Annotated in this window: 19 protein-coding genes; 10 read left to right on the top strand and 9 right to left on the bottom strand. The window is 52.8% G+C overall.

From position 1 onward, the window contains the following. Nucleotides 1-16: 16 nt before the first annotated feature. Together ACR0L3_RS03330 and ACR0L3_RS03325 are read right to left on the bottom strand one after the other, a co-directional pair. Nucleotides 17-700 carry a fumarylacetoacetate hydrolase family protein gene (locus ACR0L3_RS03330; RefSeq protein ID WP_480743621.1) on the bottom strand — a complete coding sequence of 228 codons (684 nt, stop codon included), beginning with the start codon at nt 698-700 and terminating at the stop codon, nt 17-19. Between the two features lie 193 nt (nt 701-893). Then, complete coding sequence (locus tag ACR0L3_RS03325; RefSeq protein WP_480743619.1) at nt 894-1574, bottom strand: FadR/GntR family transcriptional regulator; 681 nt, start codon at nt 1572-1574, stop codon at nt 894-896. A 140-nt stretch (nt 1575-1714) separates the two neighbouring features. Between ACR0L3_RS03325 and ACR0L3_RS03320 the strand changes: the two genes are divergently transcribed. The 5 genes from ACR0L3_RS03320 to ACR0L3_RS03300 are packed head-to-tail and all read left to right on the top strand — an operon-like array spanning nt 1715 to nt 6457. Beyond that, on the top strand, nt 1715-2629 hold the full coding sequence (locus ACR0L3_RS03320; RefSeq protein WP_480743617.1) for a fumarylacetoacetate hydrolase family protein: 915 nt from the start codon (nt 1715-1717) through the stop codon (nt 2627-2629). A 58-nt stretch (nt 2630-2687) separates the two neighbouring features. After that, nucleotides 2688-3716, top strand: a complete 1029-nt coding sequence (locus tag ACR0L3_RS03315) for an ABC transporter substrate-binding protein (protein ID WP_480743616.1) — start codon at nt 2688-2690, stop codon at nt 3714-3716. Beyond that, nucleotides 3713-4522 (top strand): ABC transporter ATP-binding protein, encoded by an 810-nt coding sequence (locus ACR0L3_RS03310; protein WP_480743615.1) that lies wholly within the window; start codon nt 3713-3715, stop codon nt 4520-4522. The genes ACR0L3_RS03315 and ACR0L3_RS03310 overlap by 4 nt, the downstream gene beginning before the upstream one ends. Further along, nucleotides 4519-5391 carry an ABC transporter permease gene (locus tag ACR0L3_RS03305; RefSeq protein WP_480743613.1) on the top strand — a complete coding sequence of 291 codons (873 nt, stop codon included), beginning with the start codon at nt 4519-4521 and terminating at the stop codon, nt 5389-5391. Before ACR0L3_RS03310 ends, ACR0L3_RS03305 begins: the two co-directional genes overlap by 4 nt. Beyond that, a complete protein-coding gene (locus tag ACR0L3_RS03300; protein ID WP_480743612.1) occupies nt 5381-6457 on the top strand; it encodes an Ldh family oxidoreductase in 1077 nt (358 codons plus the stop codon). Before ACR0L3_RS03305 ends, ACR0L3_RS03300 begins: the two co-directional genes overlap by 11 nt. Nucleotides 6458-6720: 263 nt before the next feature. Here ACR0L3_RS03300 and ACR0L3_RS03295 read toward each other — a convergent pair whose 3' ends face one another. The 7 genes from ACR0L3_RS03295 to ACR0L3_RS03265 form a co-directional block, all read right to left on the bottom strand. Next, nucleotides 6721-7845 carry a cytochrome-c peroxidase gene (locus ACR0L3_RS03295; RefSeq protein ID WP_480743610.1) on the bottom strand — a complete coding sequence of 375 codons (1125 nt, stop codon included), beginning with the start codon at nt 7843-7845 and terminating at the stop codon, nt 6721-6723. Next, nucleotides 7842-8147, bottom strand: coding sequence for a hypothetical protein (locus ACR0L3_RS03290; RefSeq protein WP_480743608.1), 306 nt, complete (start codon nt 8145-8147; stop codon nt 7842-7844). Before ACR0L3_RS03290 ends, ACR0L3_RS03295 begins: the two co-directional genes overlap by 4 nt. Nucleotides 8148-8215: 68 nt before the next feature. Next, a complete protein-coding gene (locus ACR0L3_RS03285) occupies nt 8216-9022 on the bottom strand; it encodes an amidohydrolase family protein (RefSeq protein WP_480743607.1) in 807 nt (268 codons plus the stop codon). A gap of 364 nt (nt 9023-9386) precedes the next feature. Continuing rightward, nucleotides 9387-10895, bottom strand: a complete 1509-nt coding sequence (locus ACR0L3_RS03280; protein WP_480743605.1) for a malonate--CoA ligase — start codon at nt 10893-10895, stop codon at nt 9387-9389. Then, nucleotides 10892-12190 carry a malonyl-CoA decarboxylase domain-containing protein gene (locus ACR0L3_RS03275; RefSeq protein WP_480743603.1) on the bottom strand — a complete coding sequence of 433 codons (1299 nt, stop codon included), beginning with the start codon at nt 12188-12190 and terminating at the stop codon, nt 10892-10894. Before ACR0L3_RS03275 ends, ACR0L3_RS03280 begins: the two co-directional genes overlap by 4 nt. Before the next feature lie 2 nt (nt 12191-12192). After that, nucleotides 12193-12858, bottom strand: coding sequence for a GntR family transcriptional regulator (locus tag ACR0L3_RS03270; RefSeq protein WP_480743601.1), 666 nt, complete (start codon nt 12856-12858; stop codon nt 12193-12195). 41 nt (nt 12859-12899) lie between these two features. Continuing rightward, nucleotides 12900-13286 (bottom strand): YciI family protein, encoded by a 387-nt coding sequence (locus ACR0L3_RS03265; protein ID WP_480743599.1) that lies wholly within the window; start codon nt 13284-13286, stop codon nt 12900-12902. Between the two features lie 83 nt (nt 13287-13369). Here ACR0L3_RS03265 and ACR0L3_RS03260 point away from each other — a divergent pair, with 83 nt between their 5' ends. The 5 genes from ACR0L3_RS03260 to ACR0L3_RS03240 all read left to right on the top strand — a co-directional run bounded on the left by ACR0L3_RS03260 (nt 13370) and on the right by ACR0L3_RS03240 (nt 18017). Then, nucleotides 13370-14254 (top strand): fumarylacetoacetate hydrolase family protein, encoded by an 885-nt coding sequence (locus tag ACR0L3_RS03260; protein WP_480743597.1) that lies wholly within the window; start codon nt 13370-13372, stop codon nt 14252-14254. After that, nucleotides 14251-14916 (top strand): malonic semialdehyde reductase, encoded by a 666-nt coding sequence (locus ACR0L3_RS03255; RefSeq protein WP_480743596.1) that lies wholly within the window; start codon nt 14251-14253, stop codon nt 14914-14916. Before ACR0L3_RS03260 ends, ACR0L3_RS03255 begins: the two co-directional genes overlap by 4 nt. A 144-nt stretch (nt 14917-15060) precedes the next feature. Next, nucleotides 15061-16134: a C4-dicarboxylate TRAP transporter substrate-binding protein gene (locus tag ACR0L3_RS03250; protein ID WP_480743595.1), complete on the top strand. Its 1074-nt coding sequence runs from the start codon at nt 15061-15063 to the stop codon at nt 16132-16134. A 30-nt stretch (nt 16135-16164) separates the two neighbouring features. Further along, nucleotides 16165-16716, top strand: coding sequence for a TRAP transporter small permease subunit (locus ACR0L3_RS03245; protein WP_480743594.1), 552 nt, complete (start codon nt 16165-16167; stop codon nt 16714-16716). Beyond that, on the top strand, nt 16713-18017 hold the full coding sequence (locus ACR0L3_RS03240; protein ID WP_480743592.1) for a TRAP transporter large permease: 1305 nt from the start codon (nt 16713-16715) through the stop codon (nt 18015-18017). Before ACR0L3_RS03245 ends, ACR0L3_RS03240 begins: the two co-directional genes overlap by 4 nt. The last annotated feature ends 7 nt before the right edge of the window (nt 18018-18024 follow it).

Below are 18024 nucleotides of genomic sequence, written 5' to 3'. Positions count from 1 at the left end.
GGTTGGATAGTCGTTACTAAGTCACTTTGACGGTCAGGCTATCCAATTTGTCGACAGTAAACACCATTTCGTCGCCTCGGACTACGGGACCAACTCCCGAAGGAGTTCCCGAAAGAATAACATCACCGGCTGCAAGTTCGAAATAATCGCTCAGGTAAGAAATCATCTCAGGCACTTTCCAGATCATCTGGTTCAAGTCTCCTTCTTGCCGGACTTCACCGTTCACCGTGAGAGTAATTGAACCATGGTCGAGATGCCCAACTTCGGAAACCTTGTGAATAGGTCCGCACGGTGCTGAGCGTTCAAACGCTTTACCTATTTCCCAAGGGCGACCCATTTTCTTCATCTGCCCTTGAAGATCGCGACGGGTCATATCAAGCGAAAGACCGTACCCAAAAACATGGTCCAACGCATCGTCTACCGAAATATTTGAACCACCGGACTTGAGCGCAACCAGCATTTCAGCTTCGTGATGCACATCTGAACTGTGCGGGGGGTACGGGAACTCTCCTGACGAATCCAGATTGTTCGGGTTCTTTTGGAAGAAAAACGGGGGTTCCCGGTTCGGATCATGGCCCATTTCAATTGCGTGCGCCGCATAGTTTCGCCCAATACAATAGACACGACGGACCGGGAACGTGCCGCCCCCCGCTACGGGTATTACATGCACCTGCGGCGCGGGAATGACATGGTCGGGCATCGTTTTCCTCCTGAACGTTTGGTTGCCAAAGATCGGATTCAAGACGGTCAGACGCCCTCCGATCAATGCCACGTCAGATAAGATCTAACGCGACCGCTCACCAAGTCATCGCCAAAATTGGGGCGGGTTTGCAAGAGTTGCAGCTGCCTTTCAGCCCGACCATTTCACGAATTGGTTGAGCATTGGTCATACTTCAACCGTCGGATTGGATGCTTGATGGTAGTACTCGCGAATAGACCGATTTCAGGTGTTCCAGCATCGCATTGGCCGCAAGTTCACCGTCGCCCTTCGAAATAGCAGACACAATAACATCATGCTCACTGAAGCTGGAGTAATTCTCGGCGGGCTTTAGGGTTGCGCGTGGCTGTCCCCAAACAATAGATCTTCGAACCGAGTTCAAAGTCTCAAAAAAGTATAAAAAAAGCTGGTTGCGAGTGGAGCGAGCTATTGCGTGATGCAAATTGTTGTCCCAGGCTTCGTAAGTGCGCCAATCCTCTGCAGTGCGACATTTATCTGCGCATAGCCTCATTTGCTCACGATCTGAACGTGTAGAATGCATCGCGGCAAGACGACAAAGCTGCGGCTCAATCGTAAATCGCACCGATACGAGCTGATCAGGTTTAATTTGATTACCCAAATAAGTTACGTCGGTTAGGTTAAGAACCGGTCGGGAACCTACGAAAGTTCCGCGACCGACATGACGCCAGATGAGCCCTTGCGCTTCAAGCTCAGCTAAAGCTCGGCGTAATTGATTGCGCGTCGTCCCAAGCTTTGAACACAGCTCACGTTCAGGCGGAAGCCTGTCGTTGTGCCGATATCCGGCGTGGTTAATCAGTTCGCGTACGCGGTGCGCAAGTTCAGTTGGTTCGCTCATGCCCCCACCCAATTTAGTGATTGGTTGATTGATTGAAACGCCAAGTCGGAAAAAACTCAAGAGCAAGAGAGAAGGAAAAACGAGTCGCAGGTCGGGATCCACGACCGGGGCTTGAAATCAGCACGAGGGAGGAGTGCCGAGTGCGGTTAGCAACTGTATCAGTCGAGGGCGACGCCGTTTGCGTGGCTATACTTACAAACGGCAGCAAGTTGGACATTTCGCGTGCAGCGCAAATTCGCAACAAATCGCTCGAAGCTAAGTCAATGCAATCCTTGATCGCAGGCGGTGAAGATGCGCTTGAGGAGTTAAACTCACTAGTTTCGTTGGCAGAAGCAGGTGAGCTAGAAGACGCATTGGCCCCCGCTGATGCTCCTTTTTTGGCTCCAATTCCCGCTCCGCGAAAAAATGTGTTCTGTGTTGGGCGCAACTACGCCGAACATATCGCAGAGGGCGAGCGCGCGCAGAAACAAAAAATTGGTGTGACTGAACACCCTGTTTTCTTCACAAAACCGCCGACTTCCATCGTGTCGCCAGAAGCAGACATTCTGATGTTTCCAACGGTCTCAGAGGCAATCGATTATGAAGTCGAATTGGCTGTCGTGATTGGAAAACCGGGCCGCAACATAGCCAAGGCAGACGCATTCGACCACGTTTTCGGCTATACTATTCTCAACGATATAACCGCCCGAGATATCCAACGTCGCCACGGTGGCCAATATTTCAAGGGCAAGGGTTTGGATGGGTCGTGCCCATTGGGTCCGAGTATCGTAACGGCCGATGCGATCGATGATCCACACGCCCTGTCAATTGGATTGACGGTGAACGGGGAACAGCGCCAAAACGGAACTACTTCGGACATGATTTTCGACATCCCAACGCTGATCGCATCTTTGTCAGAAGGCTTAACCCTGGAACCAGGCGACATAATCGCGACCGGCACGCCATCCGGCGTCGGATACGCAATGGAACCACCACAGTTTCTGAAAGATGGAGACGTCGTGGTTTGTGAAATCTCAGAAATCGGCACGCTCAGGAATACCGTACGTGCTGTGTAAATGGCTCCTGCGTAGCTGAGGCTGCGGGTTGCCAACCATGCAAGGGAGGAAGACTACAATGATGAACAGAAGGATTTTCACAGCATCCTTGCTGTCGGCAGTTCCGGTAGCAGGAGCATTAGGAACAGCAAGCTTCGCACAAGACTTACGCGATATCACCTTCGTGCAACCAAGCCCTTCGGCAATCAACTCATTCCCAGTTTTTGTTGCTATTGGGGAAGGCTATTTCGCAGATGAAGGTCTCAACGTGACCGTCGAGGCGATCAACGGCTCAGGAGCGGTTCTTCAGGCACTATCCGCCGGGCAAGCACATTTCGGACGCCCCGGCCCCGGCCCCTTGATCGCGGCAAGATCGCGCGACGTGGATGCCGTGCACATCTACAACGTTGCAGCCCGCAGCAACTTCGGCATCGCCGTGCCGGAAGACTCTGAAATTCAAAACGTTGAAGAGTTGCGCGGCAAGGTCATCGGAACCGGCACTGCCGATGGCGCGGAAGTGGGCTTTGCACGCAACGTGATGACCGGAGCGGGCATGAAAGAGGGTGAAGACTACACCTTCCTGACCGTCGGCGATGGCGGCCCGGCGACTGCTGCTTTCCTGAACGGTGAAATCGACGCATACTCTGCATCTACGGCTGACACCGCAATTCTCAACCAGCGTGGAATGGCCGTGCGTGACATCACACCTGCGGAATTCGGGCGCTTCTTTGGAAACGGCATCGCCACTATGGCTGACACTATCGCCAACGATCGGGAACTGGTCGAAGCTTGGAGCCGCGCATTCGCACGTGGCCATGCTTTTGCGCTCGATGACGCCAACCGTGAGGCCGTTCTAAAGCATCTGGCGGATGGCAATCCACAAGAAGGTGAGGACAAGGAGTTCCAGTCGGCGCTGTTTGATGCTGTACGGTCAAAAACCATTGCAGCTGATCCAAGCAATGGCCTGGGATGGTACCCCGCCGAAGTTTGGGAAGAATGGCAAGATGCACTTGTCGCAGGGGGTGAAATTCCAGGACCACTGGATGATTTGAGTGCCGCCTGGACCAATGAATTTGCCGCCATCGGAAACGAGGCTGTCAGCAAATGAACGCTGTTGTAACACACGAATTTTCCGGCGCGCCCTTGGGCTCGCCGGTTTATGAGTTGACCCACGTAAGCAAGACCTATGCACGCAATCTTGTAGTCGCCCTTGATGACATAAATCTGACGCTTCGAAAAGGAAGCTTTACGTCTGTTATCGGGTCCAGCGGCTGTGGCAAGTCGACTCTGCTCAAGATCATGGCGGGCCTAATCCCGCCCACCAAGGGGCGTGTGATCCTTCAGGGGCAACCAGTGACGGGAACCCGCCGGGACATTGGTATGATGTTCCAGCAGGCGACACTTTTCCCTTGGAAAACCGCGGTGGAAAACATCGTTTTGCCGATCGAAATCCGCGATGGCAAAGCTGCCGCGAAAAAAGCCATGGACAAGGCCCACGAGCTTTTGGACATCGTAGGTTTGAAAGGCTTTGAAAACGTATACCCGAACGAATTGTCCGGCGGTATGGCACAGCGTGCCTCAATCTGCCGTATGCTGATCACGGAACCAGCTGTACTTTTGATGGACGAACCGTTCAGTGCGCTCGACGAACTGTCGCGCGACATGATGAATATGGAATTGCAGCGCATTTGCCGAGAACAGGAAGCGACTGCTTTTCTCGTAACGCACTCAATTCAGGAAGCTGTGATACTGTCCGACGAAATCGTCGTGCTGAAGCCACGCCCTGGCAGGATTGCCGAAATTGTTGAAGTCGACCTGCCGCGCCCACGAACGCTCGATATGATGACGACTCCTAAATTTGGCGCTATTGTGGACTACATTCGCAGCCTCCTCGACAAGGGAGAAGAAATGTGAGCGAAGTTCAAAACTACTCACCTTCCGTAAAAGACACTGACATCTCAGAAGACACTGTATGGGAGCAGAAAGTTCACTTCATCGACTCTGTCCCCAGATGGTTGGCAATGACCTTTGTCTTCGTGGTTTTCGTCGGCACTTGGCAGATTGTGACGAGCCTTAAGCTGGTTTCTCCGATCATTCTGCCAACGCCTATGGAAACCCTCATGGATATGATCTTTGTGGGGCAAAACCTTTTGACAGGCGGCTATATGCTAGGGGCGCTCTGGATCACCATTAAAGAGGTTATCTATGGTTTTGCTTTAGCAATCGCGATCGGATTTTCACTCGGCGTCCTTGTCGGGGAAACAGCCTTTGGCGAGAAAGCCGTTATGCCTTATCTCGTGTCCATCGATACCATGCCAAAAGTAGCATTCGCACCGCTCTTTGTGGCTTGGCTGGGTTTCGGCATTGAATCCAAAGTGGCGCTTGCTGCCTTCATCGCGACCTTCCCAATTGTGGTTGGTACGGCAGCGGGGCTTCATGCAGCTGACGAAAACTCACGTATGCTTTTCAAGACGATGGGTGCAAGTCGAATGCAGACTTTGATCAAGATGAAGCTGCCAACCGGCCTTCCGCAGATATTCACCGGCCTCAAGATCGGCGCAGTCGGTGTTATGGCAGGTGCAATCACAGGAGAATTCCTAGGCGGTGGTAAGGGATTTGGCGAGCTAATCCGTGTTGCAGCCTCGCAGCTCAATACACCGCGCGTTTTTTCCTTAATTCTGTACCTCAGCCTCGTCGGCCTTGCCGTCTTTGCGTCAGTGGTTTGGACACAACGCAAACTGGTGTTCTGGCACAAAGAGCAGGTTGGCAGAGATGACTTCTGAGCCCGTGATCGCAGATTGCCACGCCTTACGAGATTTTGTGGCAAGCGCACTCGAAACTCAAAGTGTGCCTAAAGCAGATGCGGATAAGGTGGCCTCGGTGATGGTTGAGGCCGACATTTACGGCTATGGCACACATGGGGTATTTCGGCTGCGCCAGTACTTGGCTCGACTAGCAGGGGGTGGCTGCAACCCGACGCCAACGGTCGCTGTCGCGCATGAGACTGTCGCAACCGCTTTGATTGACGGTGATGACGGTCTTGGGCATCTGGCAATGTCGGCGGCACGTGATCTTGCAATAGAAAAGGCGAAAGAGGCAGGTATCGGATGGGTCGGTGTACGGCGCGGCAACCATGCAGGACCATTGGCACTATATGTACGTCCGCAAACCGAGGTTGGGATGCTTGGCATGGCAGCGGCGGTGGGTAGCGCGAACCATGTCCCGCCTTACGGTGGAACGGACTTGCTTCTTGGCACCAATCCTATCGCATTTTCCGCTCCTGCCGAAGGCCCAGACCCTTTTGTGTTTGATATGGCGACGACTGTTGCCGCGATGGGAAAGATCAAAACCCTTTTGCAGCAAGGACAGCCTATGCCCGAGGGTTGGATGGTCGGGCGCGATGGAAATCCGTTGACTGATCCCGCCCGGAAGTCAGAAGGGTTTCTGTTACCAATCGGCGGTCCGAAAGGGTTCGGGTTGTCTGTAGCCATCGGGTTGATGGCCGGGGTTCTGAACGGCGCAGCTTTCGGCTCTGACGTGGTTAACTTCACCTCAGACACGACATCGTCAACAAACACAGGCCAGTTCGTCATGGCGCTTGATCCGACGGCTTTTGGGATGGGAAAGGACTTTACCACTAACGTAGCCCGAGTTTTTGCCGAAATGCGTGCATCTTCCCCCCTACCCGGTCATGATCCGGTCCGTCTGCCAGGAGACGGCAAAACAGCCGCAGCTGAGGCCCGCCGCAAAGACGGGATCAGGCTCAATCCGGCTCTTTGCCAGGATCTGAACAAACTTGCTAAGGATTGCGGGCTGACACTGCCGTTTCCCAACCTCGACGCTGCCTAGCTTCCTTTTCAGGCGGTTTAAACCAACTGAAGGGTATATATAACCGGCTAACTGGCACTAGCTGCTGGTTGGCCAAAAAGTCTGTTCTCATTCGGCGCCAATCGGTGAATGGCAGAACGCGTTAGCGAAAACGTTCCGTTGTTGGTTAAAGCTCGCCCTGCCCGCTTCAACTCAAGCTACGCATTGCACTCCACCTCTAAGGGACAATCCGGGCATTCAAAAATGCGAAGTTTCAGACTAAAATCACGGGGCCCTGTTAAAAACTACGGAACGCTGGAAAGAGACTCTAAAAACGCAACCAAGTCAGCAACCTCGCTCTCAGTCAAATTCAATTCTGAGAGTATGGCTTCTCCGTCGGCGTGCAGCCTCTCGGTATCAATTTCGCTATAGTGTCTGATCACTGCATTCAAGTCGATCAAACTGCCATCATGCATGTAAGGGGCGGTTTCAGCGACACCGCGCAGACTGGGCGTACGAAAGGTTCCAAAATCAGTGTGGCTTCTTCGTACACTGCGAACCGCCCATGCACCTTGCTTCTCTGGGTCATCATTCCAGTCGCCGTTCAACGTGTAAGGACTAGAAAGTAAAAAGTTCAACCCGCCGAACCGACCTTCGTCGACTTCGGCTTCATTCAGAAAATAGGGTACTCCTGCGTCGTGGAACTCATTGTTGGAAAACCTCGGGCCATTGTGGCAAAACACACAATTTCCGCGCCCTAGAAAAAGCTGAAGCCCCCGCTGTGCGGCTTCGGGGTAAATAGCAGCCTCTACCAGATCGCGACGCTCCAATGCGTCCCGAAAATCGTCAAACGGCGTCCGGTCGGTGTCCACCGTTTCCAGGTAGGCCGATAGAGTTTTAGCAATATTCACCAACACCAGTTCCGGGTCTTGCTTTTCGATGCCACCAAAGATTTCTTCAAAATCATCAACATAGACACTTTCAGAAACAGCGGCTTTAAGGCTTGCCTTGCTGTGCGCCATTTCTTGTTCTTCAATGATCGGGTGCAAGCTTGCGGCCCACAGACTGTCACTTTTGCCACCCCAACCATACCATCGCAGACCAGACAGGTTTCTCAGTGACGACGTATTTCGATCCAACAACACGCGGCCGGATGCACGCCCTTCGGACGTGGTAAATGCCTGTTCAGGGTCGTGACAACTTGCGCATGAAAATGCACCGTCGACGGACAACACCGGATCGTTGAACAACGCCGCTCCGAGCGCAATTGCTCTTGCGTTGTTTGAAACCCTGTTGCTTGGATCTGTCTGAATTGGTGTGGGCCAAGGACCGAAGGACAGAGTTTGTTGAATCTCGTCTTCAGACAACAGGACGTCAGCACGCGCAGCACCCGTCAGCACTACTAACGCAGCTGCCACCCACAGCTTCATTTAAGAACTATTTCAGAAGTGTAGGAAATTGATTGTCCGTTGAAATCTAGGTCAACTTGCAATTCCCAAAAACCCGGCATGTGAAGCAGCATATCATCGACGCGGAATACTCCGTCGCTCAATGCGGTAACTTTGGGGGTATAGTTTAAACCGTGTTGGTGAGCGGGCATGATTGCATCTACTTGCACCTCGCCGCTCGAAGCTTCACGGCAGACTGTAACAAGAATGGAAAACGGTTGGGCCAACGGGAGCTCATCAACAGCCCAATAAACTTCAGGTGCGTTTTGAATTTCGGAATCCATGCGTTGTCCAGTTGCTTCACAGGCAACGGCAGCACCTGATGACAGCAGGCAACAGACACCCCAGCGGATCATTTTGATGCCAGCAAACGTTCAGCGTTGGCATACGCGATGTTGTCTGCGATCTGGTCCGGAAGCAAATCCAGCCATTCACGTGAAAAGTCCGCATGGCGACCCACGTAATACCAACGTTCCGGTGCGAATGTATCTGTGCCGACCATGAACCGGTCCGGGTGCGCTTCAAACGCGGCCTTCCAATCCGGGTCGACACGACCCCTCGAGACCATATCTGAGCGAAATGCCAGATCGGCCCAAAGCTTTGGATGGGTATTTAGTGCATCGACCACACTGTCTGGATCGTCAAAGCCAGAGTGGGCCCACAAGACCCGAGCTTCCGGCCAGGTTTCGAAGATCTGGTCCACAGCCTCACGGTCTCCGTGGTGGTGCAAAATAAGGTTTCGTTCCTTTGCCAGCGCAATCATACGCTGTATAACCGGTGTCTTGATATCGTCCCCATAAGCATGAAACTCGCCTATGACTTCATATTGGTTTGTCGCCAAATTGGCTTCCAGATAGTCGATAACGGTTTCATCGTGCATCCAGGTACTGATCTCACCGCGGCGACGATATGGCCGAAGTGCGGGAACAACGATATCTGGCGCCGCTGCCACTAGCAGTTGAGTGCCATTGTCGTCCGAACTGGAAACGAGCGCTTTCCGGACACCCGCGTCCTTCAGAATTTTGACCACTTGTTCGGGTGGAACAAGTTTTACGGCATCATGGCTGTAGTGAATATGGGCATCAAAGATCGGCCTATCATCTGCGAACGCCGTATTGGTGAACAACAGCGCAAGCAAAGGGAAAAGATATTTCAGCACATCAACCGTCCTTAATTTTGCAGTTACAAACGTGTCGTGGAACACCTCGTCGAAACGCCCATGGTGTACTGCGATTGAGTAGAACATAGGCGATAGTTTTGCGCTAGTTTTCACTGATCCGAACGCAAAATTGGCAGCTTTGTAAGCCTCGATCACTTTCCGACAACGGCCTGGTTGCTTGTTCCGCAGATGAAGTGCCCATTTTGAAACCCGATAGTAGATCATTGAGAACCCTTTACTGATTTCAGAAGCCTTGAATGGGTTCAAACCGAACCAGATTCAGCTTGGCAAGCAACGCAGTTGTTTCGTCAGCATCCACTTAGCGCCTGGCGAAAAAAGCGAGGATTACCAACAAATTTCCGGGTCAGGCTATACCGCTGCCAAATTGATCGCGAAGAACATTTTTTTGAACCTTGCCCATAGTGTTTCGCGGCAAAGCGTCCACCAGTTCGTACCTACGGGGAAGTTTAAACCGCGCAAGTTGTGCCTCAACAATCTGCTCCACGGCGTTGAGCTCAACCGGTTGATCTTTCTCAAGCACGAGTGCTGCAACAACGCTTTCGCCAAAGTCCGGGTGCGGCACCCCAAAAACTGCGCTTTCTTCGATCCCTTCGATGTCGTTCAATACGTCTTCGATCTCTTTCGGATAGATATTGTAACCTCCGGCAATAATCAGGTCCTTGGCTCGACCAACGATCGAGACGCGCCCGTCTTCTGCCATTGTTGCAAGATCGCCAGTAAGGAAGAATCCATTTGTTTTTAGCTCTTCCGCTGTCTTTTCAGGCATCTTCCAATAACCCTTGAACACATTTTCCCCGCGAACCTCGATCATGCCGATTTCACCTGAAGGCAATTCTTCACCTGTGTCCGGGTTCGTGATTTTCACTTCGATGCCCGGTAACGCATATCCTACGGTTCCCGCCAAGCGCCCGCCAATCAGGGGGTTAGACGTGATCATGTTGGTTTCCGTCATCCCATAACGTTCTAGGATTCGGTGACCAGTAACAGCCTCGAACTCTTTGTGAACTTCGGCCAGCAATGGGGCCGAGCCGGATATAAAGAGACGCATGTTTCCTGCAATCTTTTTGGTAAACCGATCATCTGACAGCAGTCTGGAATAGAAGGTGGGGACACCCATTAGAAGGGTCGAATGAGGCAATTCATCCAAAATTACCCCAACGTCGAACTTCTCCATCAGTCGAACTTTGGCACCGGCAAGTAGTGACGTATTCATAGCCACGAAAAGCCCGTGCGTGTGAAAGATCGGCAACGCGTGGATCAAGCGGTCGGCGTTTGTGATGCCCCACAGCTCTATTAGAGATTGCGCGTTGGACAAAAGGTTTCGATGACTCAACATCGCGCCCTTGGAACGGCCCGTTGTGCCAGATGTATAAAGCAACGCTGCAAGGTCGTCCGGTGCGCGCTCTACGGTTTTGAATACGCTGGGTTGCGCATCAGCCTCTTGGCTTAGACTTGAGGAAGCCCCACCGAGGGTAAGAAGCCTTGCGCCAGACTGCGCCGCCAACCTTCCGATTTCAGCTTCATCGTTGCTGTCGCAGACAATTAATGCCGGTTGGGCGTCAGAGATGAAATACTCTAGCTCTGCCATTGTGTAAGCAGTGTTCAGCGGCAGGTACACAGCGCCTGCCTGAATCGAAGCAGCGTAGAGCGCAATCGTATCGGCCAATTTGGGGGCTTGTACGACAATGCGATCGCCGGGTGAAACTCCGCTCTTTTGCAAAACGTTCGCGATCTGCGCAGCCCGCTTCAAAAACGCGCCATAGGACAACACTTGGCCATCATCAAGTTGCAGGAAAGGCGCCTTGCTCCCCTCGTGGCGGGCAAACAAGCTGTCGTATAGGGTGTTGGTCACGCGGTATTTTCCCTTGGCTTTGCCACAAACGCTGCAGTTGATGCCGCGCGAACAGAACGAGACGCTTCGATCGTGGCATTTTGCGCGAATTCTTCGTGATGACGTTCTGTTTTGTTCAAATCGTAAAGGTAATTGACCATTGCGCCACCGGATTGCGAGCGTCCATTCGGTGACAAATCTGCCTCAGCATGCAGTTCATGAAGCTCAGCACCATTACCCAGGTGAAAGCGAGCTACGGGGTCCAGCGGCAGCCCATCTTCACGCTTGGCAAACATTAAGTATCGGGCGGCCATCGCACGCAGATCCTGCGGCGGGGCTGTTTCAGAAAGCACGGCATCGGCGGCATGGCCATGCTCAGGATGTGCAGTTTCGCCAGCAAGCCATTGTTTCAGGCCTGGTATCGGCGACAAGGTCACAAATGTTTCAAGGCGCTGAAGCTCTCGCGAAAGCTCGGTGACAACCTGTTTGATCAACAAGTTACCAAGGCTGATACCCGTTAGTCCCCGTTGGCAGTTCGATATTGAATAGAACACTGCAACTTTTGCTTGTTCAGGTTCAATCGGGGCTCGACTTTCGGACAAAAGCACGTCGATCGCGTCAGGAATATCAGCCGTTAATGCCACCTCGACAAAAATCAGCGGCTCTTCTGGCATCGAAGGGTGAAAAAAAGCAAAGCAACGACGATCTGGCGGGTAAAGCCTTCGTCGCAGATCGTCCAAATCAGCAATCTGGTGAACTGCCTCGTAAGCAACGACCTTATCAAGAACGCGCGCAGGAGTATCCCAGCTGATCGGCTTCAGAACAAGAAAACCACGGTTAAACCAACTCCGGAGCAAATGGACGAAATCGATATCTGTTCGTCTCAGTTCAGGGTTTGACTTGAGAAAGCGCAGCAAGTCAACGCGCATTGCAACAAGCTCTTGTGTCGCACCTACCGGCTGGTTCAATCGGCGTAGCAACTCCTGCCGTCTAGGTTCTGCGACCTCGCTAAGCTTTTGATATAAATCAACGCTTCGATCTTCGGAGTATAGGCGAGCAGTTTCAGAGAGTTGAATTGCGTCTAGCTCAAGTTGGTCATTCAAATAGGCAAAAAAGGCCAGCTTATCGTCGTCGTCCAAAGTTTGGTAACGATCCAGGACAGTGGACGCTAGCATAAAGCCCGACACCTCACCTTCGGCGGACAAAAGTGCTTCACATAGCTCTGCGATAGATCTTTTATCTTCTTTCCCACGCCTGAATCTGGGACGATCGAACAATTGGTTGAGTAGATCGCCCAAAAACCAATTCCGCTGCATTGTCAGGATCCCATCTGACTACTCAAATACTCGCCTGTCCGACGGTAGTGATCGATTAAATGCCTGGTTGCACTATCCGCGTCGTGATCCAATGCGGCGTCTAGGATCTGCTGATGCTCGGCAGAGATATCTCGCTTTTTATAACTCGGCCCACCAGCCGCCAGATAGCGATAGCGAATGTTGAGATCGTAAAGCTGCGAACAATACCGAAGCAGCAACGGCAGTTTCGAATTGTCCAACAAAACCATGTGAAACGCTTTATGAGCGTCCTCAAAATCATGTGCCCCTTTTTGACTGGCCTTTTTCATATGGTGATGACGCAAAACAAGCCTGTCTTCCCAAGACGCATCCGCGTTGGCGATAGAGGCGCGCAAAGCCGTTTCCTCAAGGTTGCATCGCAACAGTAATATTTCTTCAAAGTTACACTTGCTAACTGGTGCAGCCCTGAATCCGCGCTGGTCAATCCGCTCGACTAACATGTCCGAAGTCAAAAGGCTTAGCGCCTCGCGCACCGGGCTTGCGCCTGTGTCCAGAAGCCCGCGAAGTTGCTCGATCTTAAGTTTTTGCCCAGGCGGCAATTCACCGGTCAGGATCATTTCGCGAAGCCTTCGATACGCACTATGCGTTGCCGATGTTTCCTTACTCTCGGTATCAAGCATGACGTCCATCTTCGACTGTTCCTCGTTGAGTGCGCAAACTTCAGGGGCTTTTAACTAAGGGTGCTCGTTCCAGTAGACAGACCAACAGAGAGGTTCAGCGAACCTTCGTTTATGATCCAACGCCGTAGTACAAAGCTGCGTGCCCCGCTTTTGTGCATGGGATCTTCCTCTGCCAGTTTTTGGGCAACCTCAAGACTGTCGGCGCGATAAATGATCAGACCCATCCCCTGCATATGCTCTCCTGTCTCATCCGACATTGGGCCTGCAAAAGCCAAGTGCCCCGAGCGCTCGAGCTGCGCCTGATACGCCAAGTGATCCGCAAGCGATGCTTTTACGTCTTCCGGCCCTTTGGCCGGTGTGCTGTGCGCCACGTAAAGCTCCAACGCCAGTGCGCCCCGGCTTTTTGCTTCTGATTTATAGTCTGCCCAAGCGACCATGGGGATCCCTCAAAATATCGATATTATTTGACATATGGCAAAATAATCGGCAAAAAGCAAGCGAACTGTAATGGATGGTGAAAATGAAATACTTGGTGGGAGAGACTTCTGAAGGCACAGCAGTTTTTGCCGTGAACGGTGAAAATGCAGTGAATTTAGCGGCTTTGCACCCTGCCGTCGGCTCTGATCTGACGGGCTTGATCGCCAATCCGGGGTTAGCCGACTCACTTGCCGAAAAAATCTCTGCCGCAGAAAGTTACCCAGTTTCGTCAATCACGCCGGCGCTGCCCGTAGCCGCACCCGGCGCGATCATATGTATTGGACTGAACTACACAGACCACATCAAGGAAGGCGGCTACGACATCCCGGAATACCCTGCGCTTTTCATGCGCGGGAAAAACTCGATCATGGCAGCGGGACAGCCCATGGTGCGCCCATCCTGCTCGGACCAACTGGACTACGAAGCAGAGTTGATGCTGATCATCGGAAAGAGCGGTCGCCATATCCCAGAGCAAGACGCGTTGGATCATGTATTCGGATACACCGTTTTCAACGATGGTTCCGTGCGGAATTACCAGCGCAAGACGCACCAGTGGACGCCGGGCAAGAACTTCGATGATACGGGGGCTATCGGTCCGTTTACTGTTACGCCCGACGAACTGCCCGAAGGGGCGTCCGGATTGAAGATCGAAAGCCGAGTGGGCTCGGAGATTCTTCAGCGCTCCAACACAGCCAACATGATCTGGGGTGTGCGCAAGGTGATTGCCACGATTTCTGAATACACCACTCTTGAACCCGGAGATTTGATTGCGTTGGGTACGCCACCGGGCGTCGGCCACGCCAAAAAGCCAAATCCCCGCTGGTTGAAACCAGGTGAAACTGTCGAGGTCGAGATTGAAGGCATCGGCGTATGCGCCAGCCCGATTGTTGACGAAAAAGACTCCAAGTCAAAATTAGACGCAGCATGAGAGCGCCAACAGGGCCAGAGCTGGAAGCACTACGCGCCAAGGCGCAGCAAGATCATCGCGATCTGCGAGAACGCATTCCTCGGCTTTCAGATGACGCAATCGCTTTGATCCTGCGCGAGTCCAGATCTCACTATGCGTGGACCAACAAGCCGGTTTCTGACGATCTGCTGGAAGAGATCTATGACATCACGATCAACGGCGCGACCAGTATGAACACGCTTCCGGCGCGCTTTGTGTTCGTGAAAAGCGCGGGAGGCAAAGAGCGGCTTGCAAAGTCGTTAAAGCCGAAGAACGTGCCAAAGATGATGGGCGCTCCTGTCACAGCGATCATTGCTTATGACATGAGCTTCTGGAAGGAACTGCCCTTTCTTTTCCCGCACGAAGATCGTCGACCATTGTTCGAAAACAATCCCGAATACGTGGCCGACACTGCGTTTCGAAATGGCACCCTGCAAGGCGCTTATTTCATGATCGCAGCCCGCGCTGTTGGGTTGGACGTCGGCGCCATGTCGGGGTTTTCGAACAAGATCGTTGACGAGGAATTTTTCAAGGGAACAACGCTTAAGTCGAACTTTCTTTGCAATCTGGGCTACGCGGATGAAACAGGTTTGTTCCACAAGTTACCGCGTTTTCCATTCGAAAAAGTTTGTTCTTATGCATGAAGATTTGGCACGCATGGTCGGACAAAAAGTCCAGCATTTAGATAGCGATATACGACGCACAGCGGCAGGTACGCACCTGACCGCCAGCCGGATCGAGGCAAACAGATAACAGGCTAGAAGATCAAACTTTCTGGGAGGAGAGAAATGAAAAACTGGACCAAACGCAACCTGATTGGCGCCGCCGTGGCAGGCATGATGGCCCTACCTGCTGCCGCAGAAGAGACCATTTCAGCCGTCGTGATAGATGGCTATCCCGACCGGGCGTTGTGGGTGAAAGAATTCACTAACTTCTTCATTCCAGAAGTGGATAAACGGCTGGCCGAGTCGGGCAACTATAAGATGAACTGGCAAGAGAACTATGGCGGTTCGATCGTTAAACCCAAGGGCGTTCTTGAAGGCGTCCAACTGGGTCTGGGTGATATTGGCATAGTCACAACGATCTTTCATTCGTCCAAGTTGCCCAGCCAGGGAATATCGGGCTCGACGCCTTTCGTCGCATCGGATGCCCGCGCAGTAGCCAAAGCCGTTGACGAGATCGCGCGAGAATACCCTGCGATGCAGAATGAATTCGGCGCGCAGAACCAAGTTTACCTTGCGACGGGTGTCGTTCTCGACACATATCAGATGTTCTGCTCGGAGCCTGTCGAAACGGTTGCAGACCTTGAAGGGCGCAAGATTGCTGGTGCAGGTTTGAATCTGCGCTATTTAGAAGGCATCAAAGACGCAGCGGGCGTTCGCGGTGGTCTTACAGACTTCTACAACATGGTCCAAACCGGCCTTGTCGACTGCGTGATGATTTGGCCGGAAGCGTCCAAGACTTTCAAAATTGTTGAAGTAGCCCCTTACATGTTGAAGGCGGATCTTGGCGCTGTGAACACCAAGACAGTCACTGTAAATTCTGACTATTGGGCAGGCTTGCCTGACGAAGTCAAAGAGGTTCTACAAGCGGTTGCCATTGATTACCGCGACCATGTGGCAGGCATTGCGATGGACCGGGCAGCAGCGTCACAAGATGCCTTTGTCGAAGCTGGCGGAACAATTGTAGAGATCTCGGACGAAGACCGCGCCGCATGGGCAAACGCGATGCCGAACGTGGCGCAGGAATGGGCTGCAACACTGAATGAAAACGGCGAACAAGGCACCGAGATGCTGGCCGCCTATCTAGGCAAGCTTCAGGACGCTGGATTCACTGGGGTTCGCGACTGGACAGCCGAATAACACGTTTGCGACCCAAGAAAGGGGCCTTACATGCTGAAAACTGCTGTTGCTGGCCTGTCGCGGGTCGCCAATGCTCTTGCAATCGCCGCCAACGCTTTGGGTACGCTCGTCGTTCTGGCGTTGGTGGTCATTCTTAACGTCGATGTCATAGCACGTGGCCTATTTTCAGCCCCACTGCGTGGCACCTACGAAATGGTGCAGTTTTCAGTCGTCATGATCGTGTTTCTGCAGCTGGCAGACGTGGTCCGAGTGGATCGGCTGACGCGCTCGGATGGGTTTTTAAACCTGCTGAACCATCGTCGACCTGGCCTAACTGCAAATCTGAGGCGCATCATCAACGCCATCTCCGCCATCTTCATGGCCTTGATCGCTTACGTAACCTTTCCAGAGTTCCTGCATATGTGGCAGACGCAAGACTATTTCGGCGTTCCCGGTCTTTTCACATTGCCATGGTGGCCGGTCAAACTGGTCATCGCGTGCGGGACTGCGCTTGCCTGCGTGATCTTCCTGCTCAAGGTGGTCACGGCGCAGGACCGCCCGCAACTTATTCGCACCCCAGAGCATGACGAGGCCGCAGAATGACGCCGATTGAGATTGGCCTGATCTCGGTCGTCGCCATCGTCTTTCTGATTTACGCGGGCGTCTACATTCCGATTGCTCTGGGCGTGGTTTCGTTTGTGTCGATCTGGCTGATGCGGGACAACTTCACGCTTGCGCTAAACCTGCTGAAAGTTGCGGTCGGCGACAGTGCGATGGAATACAGTTTCGCCACTATTCCACTTTTTACTTTCATGGGGCTCATCGTCTCAAAAGCTGGGTTGGGCAGGGACATCTACGAAGTCATGACCATGCGGTTCCGCAAGGTCAAAGGCGGCATCGGAATGGCAACGGTTGGAGCCAACGCGGTATTTGCCGCAGTAACCGGCTCGTCGATTGCGTCAGCGTCCGTGTTCACCAAAGTATCTGTGCCGCAAATGATGGCGCAGGCCTACAACCCACGCTTTGCCGTTGGCGTGGTGGCCGGGTCTTCGGTGCTGGGCATGATTATCCCGCCTTCGGCCATGCTGATAATATACTCCTTTGTCGCCGAACAATCCGTAGGGGACATGTTTCTGGCGGGGGTCATTCCGGGGATTATGCTGGCGATCGCTTATGTTGGTGCGATTTGGGTTATGGGGCGCTTCACACCTGCATTCGTTGGCGGTCGGGTCGTTGAAGATACTGAATGGATGTCAGGGCGCGAAATCGCATCCAAGACCCTGCCGACATTGTTCATCATCACGGTTGTGCTCGGCGGAATATACACAGGGTGGTTAACCGCAGTCGAGGCGGGTGCAGCCGGTGCGCTGGTTGCGCTGATCATCGCCATCGCGCGCAAGTCTATGTCTCCGAAGGCTTTCTGGGATGCGTTGCTGGAAACGGGTCACATCACAGCAGCGATCCTTTTCCTAATCACAGCGGCTTCGATCTACAGCCGCATGCTGGGATTGGCTGGGTTACCAAATCAATTGCAAGACCTGCTAGCTGGGAATTCCGCATCCTTCTGGTCGATTATGTTGCTCTACGTCTTGCTGATGCTTTTCCTGGGAACATTGCTCGACACGGCGTCCATCATTCTGATCGTTGTCCCGTTGTTTCTGCCCATGGCCGAAGCCCTTGATATGTCGTTGATTTGGTTTGGGATCATCACTGTAGTCGGAGCTGAAATCGGGCTTTTGACACCGCCTTTGGGCATATCCTGCTTTGTAATCAAATCCACGATCAACGATGACCGCATATCCCTCAAGGACGTGTTCATGGGCGCCCTTCCCTTCGCGTTCGTGATGCTGATCGTTCTGTTCATTCTGATCGAGTTCCCGATCCTCAGCCTTGCCCTGATTTAAGGAGACT

The sequence above is a fragment of the Ruegeria sp. CK1 genome (assembly GCF_056536545.1).
Note: the sequence above shows the minus strand (reverse complement) of the source record. Positions and strands in the feature narration are given on the sequence as shown.

Bases quoted from the DNA above. Each gene is read 5' to 3' on its own strand.
- ACR0L3_RS03330 (WP_480743621.1), bottom strand. From the start codon at position 700: ATGCCCGACCATGTCATTCCCGCGCCGCAGGTGCATGTAATACCCGTA.
- ACR0L3_RS03325 (WP_480743619.1), bottom strand. From the start codon at position 1,574: ATGAGCGAACCAACTGAACTTGCGCACCGCGTACGCGAACTGATTAAC.
- ACR0L3_RS03315 (WP_480743616.1), top strand. From the start codon at position 2,688: ATGATGAACAGAAGGATTTTCACAGCATCCTTGCTGTCGGCAGTTCCG.
- ACR0L3_RS03310 (WP_480743615.1), top strand. From the start codon at position 3,713: ATGAACGCTGTTGTAACACACGAATTTTCCGGCGCGCCCTTGGGCTCG.
- ACR0L3_RS03300 (WP_480743612.1), top strand. From the start codon at position 5,381: ATGACTTCTGAGCCCGTGATCGCAGATTGCCACGCCTTACGAGATTTT.
- ACR0L3_RS03295 (WP_480743610.1), bottom strand. From the start codon at position 7,845: ATGAAGCTGTGGGTGGCAGCTGCGTTAGTAGTGCTGACGGGTGCTGCG.
- ACR0L3_RS03290 (WP_480743608.1), bottom strand. From the start codon at position 8,147: ATGGATTCCGAAATTCAAAACGCACCTGAAGTTTATTGGGCTGTTGAT.
- ACR0L3_RS03275 (WP_480743603.1), bottom strand. From the start codon at position 12,190: ATGCAGCGGAATTGGTTTTTGGGCGATCTACTCAACCAATTGTTCGAT.
- ACR0L3_RS03270 (WP_480743601.1), bottom strand. From the start codon at position 12,858: ATGGACGTCATGCTTGATACCGAGAGTAAGGAAACATCGGCAACGCAT.
- ACR0L3_RS03265 (WP_480743599.1), bottom strand. From the start codon at position 13,286: ATGGTCGCTTGGGCAGACTATAAATCAGAAGCAAAAAGCCGGGGCGCA.
- ACR0L3_RS03260 (WP_480743597.1), top strand. From the start codon at position 13,370: ATGAAATACTTGGTGGGAGAGACTTCTGAAGGCACAGCAGTTTTTGCC.
- ACR0L3_RS03255 (WP_480743596.1), top strand. From the start codon at position 14,251: ATGAGAGCGCCAACAGGGCCAGAGCTGGAAGCACTACGCGCCAAGGCG.
- ACR0L3_RS03250 (WP_480743595.1), top strand. From the start codon at position 15,061: ATGAAAAACTGGACCAAACGCAACCTGATTGGCGCCGCCGTGGCAGGC.
- ACR0L3_RS03245 (WP_480743594.1), top strand. From the start codon at position 16,165: ATGCTGAAAACTGCTGTTGCTGGCCTGTCGCGGGTCGCCAATGCTCTT.
- ACR0L3_RS03240 (WP_480743592.1), top strand. From the start codon at position 16,713: ATGACGCCGATTGAGATTGGCCTGATCTCGGTCGTCGCCATCGTCTTT.